The 6,338-nt window shown below is 49.8% G+C and carries 7 protein-coding genes; all 7 read right to left on the reverse strand.

From position 1 onward, the window contains the following. Window positions 1-227: 227 nt before the first annotated feature. Window positions 228-752 (reverse strand): Gx transporter family protein, encoded by a 525-nt coding sequence (locus tag ACY2VW_RS09455; RefSeq protein WP_461877897.1) that lies wholly within the window; start codon window positions 750-752, stop codon window positions 228-230. Between the two features lie 30 nt (window positions 753-782). After that, window positions 783-1,166, reverse strand: coding sequence for a NusG domain II-containing protein (locus tag ACY2VW_RS09460; protein ID WP_461873580.1), 384 nt, complete (start codon window positions 1,164-1,166; stop codon window positions 783-785). A 21-nt stretch (window positions 1,167-1,187) separates the two neighbouring features. Next, a complete protein-coding gene (locus ACY2VW_RS09465) occupies window positions 1,188-2,060 on the reverse strand; it encodes a 4Fe-4S binding protein (protein WP_461877898.1) in 873 nt (290 codons plus the stop codon). 1 nt (window position 2,061) lies between these two features. Then, window positions 2,062-2,550, reverse strand: coding sequence for an FMN-binding protein (locus tag ACY2VW_RS09470; protein WP_461877899.1), 489 nt, complete (start codon window positions 2,548-2,550; stop codon window positions 2,062-2,064). A gap of 12 nt (window positions 2,551-2,562) precedes the next feature. Further along, window positions 2,563-4,620: an FMN-binding protein gene (locus ACY2VW_RS09475; RefSeq protein WP_461877900.1), complete on the reverse strand. Its 2,058-nt coding sequence runs from the start codon at window positions 4,618-4,620 to the stop codon at window positions 2,563-2,565. 2 nt (window positions 4,621-4,622) lie between these two features. After that, window positions 4,623-5,786: an FAD:protein FMN transferase gene (locus ACY2VW_RS09480; protein ID WP_461877901.1), complete on the reverse strand. Its 1,164-nt coding sequence runs from the start codon at window positions 5,784-5,786 to the stop codon at window positions 4,623-4,625. Window positions 5,787-6,033: 247 nt separating this feature from the next. Then, window positions 6,034-6,338: glycine radical domain-containing protein (locus ACY2VW_RS09485; protein WP_461877902.1), on the reverse strand; the 305-nt coding region annotated here is incomplete at its 5' end.

The following is a 6,338-nucleotide window of genomic DNA, read 5'->3' on the forward strand; positions in this document are numbered from 1 at the left end:
TCTTTTATTATTATATTAGCTTTTGCTAATTAATAATTGTTTTAACTAACTGTAAATTATTCTACTAATTTTAGATCGTTTTGTCTAACTCACAATTGATTATTTTTTCTCAAAAAAGACGCAGATTCTCCTTATTGAGTATTTTTCACTATTTACTTATCTGATTTTTTTGAAGTTTGCGGAATGATTTTTGTCTCCGCACAGAAAAATTTCTGCAGATACAGTGCTTACCGCGAAGAACTCTTCCGTCCTTCGCGTTTTACTGCCGAAAGAATGCGGTCCGAAAGGATTCCGATCAGCATTCCGGTGATGACACCGGCCACGAGAAGAGCCGGAAGATAATAGAACAGTTTGCGGTTCTGCACCACGAGAGCCGCCACGCAGATCTGCGCAGCATTGTGTGTCACGCCGCCTGCAATGCTTACGCCGGTGATACTAAATCCTTTGATGTGTTTCAGCAGAAGCATCACCAGAAAGCTCAAAAGTCCGCCGGCAAGGCTGTAGAGGATGGACATTCCGTTTCCGAACAGATAACCCATCAGAAGAATGCGGGCAACGGAAATCATCAGGACTTCCCCTGCCGGAAGGAAAAAGAGGCCGACAACCACAACCAGATTGGCAACGCCAAGTTTAATGCCTGGAACGCCGAGGTTGATCGGGATCAGTACCTCCACGTAGCTGAAAATCATGGCAAGGGCCATTAGCATGGCGCATAAGGCAATTTTTCTGCTTGCAGTGCGGCTGTCTCTCATAAATTCCAATTCCTTTCTTCTAAGCTGGTATTATTTTACAATCACATCCGGCGCATCGTCTGCGTCGTCCGTTGTGGATCCATCGCTTTCCACCTCCGCCACCAGCTTGTGCGGCAGGCACACGATCGTCTCATTCACCCGGGAAATCGTACCCTGTCTTTTGCAGTAGCCGTCTGGGCAGTCGGCTTCTTCCATATGGGCACTTCCATTTTCGATGACCAGGACATTCGTTCCATGATCCGTCTGAATTCTCACGGTCTGATTCTCTGCGAGCGAATACGTTCCGTAAACCTCGCCGTCCACCGTGACTTTCATGGTATTTCCATTTTCCGTTTTCGGCAGCCGAAGCGCCAGGGCAAGGATTCCGGCCAGCAGCAAAACGGCGCCTGCCAGAATCAGATCTTTTTTCTTCATACAATTTTCCTTATTCTGAAATTAGATGCCAGCCCATAACAGCAGTGTCAGCAGGAATACCGCACGGAACAGGGTAAACAGGATTTCATTTCCATGAAATTCCTTTACTCCGCAGCGGATATTGCCTTTCGGACACGTATCAATACACTTCTGACACTGGAAGCAGTCGCCAGAGATCTCCATGGAGCCGTCGGATGGCAGTTCCACTGCAGACGGGCACTGTCTCGTGCAGGCACTGCAGCCGCGGATGCAGTTTTCACGTTTCCGGTGCAGGGTAAAAAACGGCAGAACCGGGAGCAGAGAAAAGACAGCTCCCATCGGGCACAGGAAACGGCAGAAAAAGCGCTCCTCAAAGAACATGCCAACCAGGATCAGCAGCAGGAGGACAATTCCCGGAACATAAGAGGAAAGCCGAAAATTTCCCGCATGCAGCATGGAAAAGACATCCCACGGGCTGGTTCCTCTTGCTTTCTGATAGACTCCTGCAAAACAGGTAAGTGCAATCAGAAGCAGAATGCCGTATTTGATCAGTGCCAGTTTCTTTGCCAACTCCGGTTTGATGCGTCTGGGCTTTTTTTTACGTTTCTTACAGATTATACCATAAATTGCGTGCATTGCATCCCCCAGACTTCCAAAAGCGCATGCAAAGCCACAGAAAAATCTGCCAAAAACAATCGTAAATGCACAGACAAAGAGCAGAGCCGACACAAATGCGGTCATCTCAATTTTTTCACCCTGTCCAAGCTGCGTAAAAATGTATTTCACTCCGTTAAATGCAGCGGTGAATACTGACGGAAGAAACAGGAAATATAAAAGCTGGATTCCGGCACGCAGGCAGGAAACGATCTGTTTTCTCTTCTTTACCGGTAATTTGGATAAATCTAAATTTTTCATGTTATTTCTCCGCCTTTTCTATTGCTTCCTGTGCCGCATTTCTGATACCGGTGGAGCTGAACGTTGCTCCGCTGATCGTATCAACATCGGCGGACTGTGCCTCAATAACCTTTGGAATGATCGCCTCCGCATTTGACAGATACGCACTGTCCTCGCCGTCGGCGGATGTGATGGCAAGATCGGTAATCTGGCCGCCCTCTACAGTTACTTCAACTGCAATGGTGCCGCCGAAGCCGTCAGCCTCACCGTCATACGTGCCGTCCACGTACTGCCCTTCTGCTTCTGCTGCTTCACTTGCGGCCGTATCCGCCGTGTTGGATGCAGCTGCTGCAGCCTGCAGATTTTCCTTCTGAAGCTGGGTCGTCTCAAGCTCTGCCGAGAGCCGCGCGATCTGATCTTCTTTGTCCCTTTTGTCGAGTACGGTATTGTAGCCGATCAGAACAGCGGCAATGACAGCGACATTCAAAAAACGAACAATCAATTGTCTCATCTGTTTTCCCCTTTATTGCGTTATTTTCGCAGCATCCAGCGCATTCCGGCATGCCTCAAGAATGGCTTTTGAGGAGCAGGTTGCGCGGGAAACGGTGTCGATGTTCTCAAGCGTTCCGGTTTCCAGAATCTGAGCGGAAACGCCTTTGATTTTGGAGGTTCCCTCGGATGCGCGGCGGATGTAGGAGGCATTCTGACTGTCTCCGTCCCCGGTGATGTTGCTTAACGCTACGATTTTATCGTTTTCAATTGTTACCGTTACGGAAAGCTGGTAAGCGGTAAAATCTTCATCTTCATCCGGCTCGCAGACAGCAATCGCTGTGTATTCGCCGTCCTGATAGATCTTTTGTTCCGGAGTTTCCGTCGGCGTTGGTGTTGGCGTCTCAGTTGGCTCCGGGGTTTCGGTCGGGGTTGGAGTTTCCGTCGGTGTCGGAGTTACCGTTGGTGTCGGGGTTGGATTTTTCTTTTCCTCAGTTACGCGTTCTGCCTCTTTTAAAGCTTCCTCGATTGCCGCAAGGATTCCCCTGGAGCTGTAGGTTGCGCCGGAAACGGTGTCGACTTCCAGTGTCTGGTTTTTCACAACGTCCTTTGCTGTCTGTTTTGCGCGTTTTAAGAATGCTTCGTCATCTTCACTCTCGGTCACGAGAATTGCCTTGATTGTCTCATCCTGAATGACAACTGCCGTTGTAATGTCTCCCAGATAGCCCTCGCCGGTTCCGTAGTAAATGCCTTCCTCGTATGGGAATTTTCCTTCCGGAATCGTTGTGGTTCCGCCGCTGCTCGTTCCGTTATCCGGAACGGTCTCGCCGTTTGTTGCTTTCTTCGCATTTTCCAGCGCCTGTTTTACTGCGTTCTGGATGCCGCGGGAGCTGTAGGTTGCGCCGGATACGAGATCCACATCGGTTTTCTGGCCGTCTACGATGCGGTCGGCTACGACTTTGGCACGGCTGAAGAATGTCTCGTCATCTTCGTTTTCCAGAATCAGTACCGCTTTGATTGTCTGGTCCTGCAGGGCTACCGCCACTTTGATGTCTCCCTGGAAACCGGCGGCCGTGCCATAATAAATTCCGTCCTGATAAGGGAAACTTCCCTTGGATGCAGACGAGTTGTTATTGTTCTGGCCGTTATTCGGACTGTTGTTTCCGCTGTTTGTATTGCTCTGGTTTCCCCCGTTTGTACTGGAAGATCCGTTCACTGCCGCCTGACTTAAGGCACTCCGCACAGCTTCGATAATACCGCGGGAGCTGTACGTTGCGCCGGAGACCGTATCCACATTCGTACTCTGTGTTGAAATAATCGTCGAAATCAGAGAGGAAGCACTGGAAAGGTAGCTTGGCGTATCGCTGTTTTCCACAATATCAATCGAGGCAATTTTTCCGCCGCTAACAATAACACAGACTTTCATTGTGCCGCCAAATCCCGTTCCGGTTCCGTAATACGTTCCATCCCGGTAGGAAGCCGGTTCTTCGATTTTAGATACTGTAACGGTTCCGCCAGCAGAGGCTCCGCCGCCTGCCGCTCCTGATGCGGATGCCGGTTCTGAAGTGTCCTCCTGACCGGTCAGTGCATTTTTGACGGCTGCAAGGATACCTTTTGAACTGAAAGTTGCACCGGAAACCGTGTCCACATCCACACTCTGGGATGCGATGATACGGTCGATAACTCCCTTCGCACGGTTCAGGAAAGCTGCGTCCTCGGCGGGAGCGCTTACAATCGAGATCGACTGAATCGTTTTGTCTTTCAATACGACAGAGACTGTAATCGTACCGCCAAAACCTGTTCCGCTTCCTTCGTACGTTCCGTCCGCCAGCTCAAAGCTGCCGGAACCGACTGCTGCGACAAGTTCCGCTTCGGTATCGGTTGTCTTTTTGGTATCGTCCTTCTTTTTTGTATCATCTTTCTTTTCCGCTGTATCGGTATCCTGTTCCGGCTCCGGTGTCACCAGTGCCTCCGGCTGCTCTACGGCGTAAACCGGTGCAGTGTAGCCGTTCAGCGAAATACCGGCGCAGGCTGCTACGATAACTGCCGCGAGAGCCGGTGCAAATGCTGTCAGTTTTTTCCATTTTCCCATGGTTATGTATCACCGTCTTTCCTGATAATGTTTGTCTCGTGATCGGATGTGAAATCATCGGCAATTCCTTCGGTTACATACAGAACGCCGTCCTCATCCTCCAGAATGGTGTCAAATTCATCGCTGTGTGCACGCCAGTATTCAGCTGCCTTGTCCTTTCCCATGATGAAAAGAGAAGTAGAAAGGCCATCCGCCAGTGTTCCGTCAGCACTTACGATCGTCACCGACACCAGACCGTTATTTGCCGGATGACCGGTCGATGGGTCGATGATGTGATGATATTTCACGCCGTCCTGTTCGAAATACCGCTCATAGCCTCCGGAGGTAATGACGGCACGGTCTGCAGTCGAGAGAATGCCGAGGTAATCGTCCTCTGTTTCCGGACTCTGCACGGCGACGCGCCATTTGCTGCCGTCCGTTTTTGTGCCAACAACCTGAACATTTCCACCGAGGTTAATCAGTCCGCTCGTCACACCGCATTCCCGGTAAATATCGGCGATTCTGCCGGATGTATAGCCTTTTGCGATTCCGCCGAAGTCAATTTTCATACCGTCCTTGGCAAAACTGATGGATGCGCTGTCCTTGTCGTAAAGAATGTCATTGGCATCGGTCAGTGGAAGGAGACTTTCGACCGTCTCATCCGAAGGAACCGTATAATTTCCCGTTGTAAAGCCCCAGGCATCCATGATCGGATAGATTGCGATGTCGAAAACGCCGTTTGTGCTGTCATACAGATCCAGAGAGCGTTCCAGCAGATAGGTGGTATCTTCCGATAAATTTCCGCCTCCGTTTGCATTGATCTGCCCTACTTCACTCGTCTCCTCTCCGGTCGACAGAAGTGCATCCAGCCGCTCAATCTCCTGCTGCGCCTGATCCACCGCCGTTTCTGCATTCGGACCATAGGCAGTGACCGTCATGTACGTATCCATCGCAAAAATATCACGGCTGCTCGATGCATCTGCGATATCGGAAGAAGCTGTGGATGATGCGGATTCCTGCGTGGAATTCTCTTCCGAAGCGTCAGAACTGCTCGAAGGCTCCGTAACAGATGCCGGCTGTGTCTGACTTTCACTGCTCTCCGGCTGCGCTGCTGTCCCCGCACCGGAACATCCGCCGACCGTCATCACCATGGCAAGACAAAATGCTGCAACAATTTTCTTTTTCATAAATAAAACTCCATTTTTTCTTATGTTAGAGAATTCTAACTTTGGTATTATAACATTAACTTGTAACTTACGCTATGAATTACTTGATAAAAGTTTTTCAATTAGCGTTCTGCATCTGATAAATTTTCTCATTTTATGTACTCTAAATCAAGCGGATTTTACTGGAATTCAAGCACTGATATACAAAAAGCCCCCACAGCCGCATTGCTGCGGCCGCGGGGGCTTTTAGAAATAACATTTTCAGAAATTACATATGATCATGGCAGGTACGTGCAATTACGTCCATCTGCTGCTCTTTTGTCAGGTCGATGAATTTAACTGCATAACCGGATACACGGATCGTGAAGTTTGCGTACTCCGGTTTCTCCGGGTGCTCCATTGCGTCGATCAGTTTTTCGGTTCCGAATACGTTTACGTTCAGGTGATGTGCACCCTGCTCGAAGTATCCGTCCAGAACGTGTACCAGGTTCTCGGTACGCTCTTCGTCGTTGTGGCCGAGTGCGCCCGGGTTGATGGTCTGGGTGTTGGAGATTCCGTCCAGAGCGTCCTCAT

It is taken from the genome of Fusicatenibacter sp., assembly GCF_977045365.1.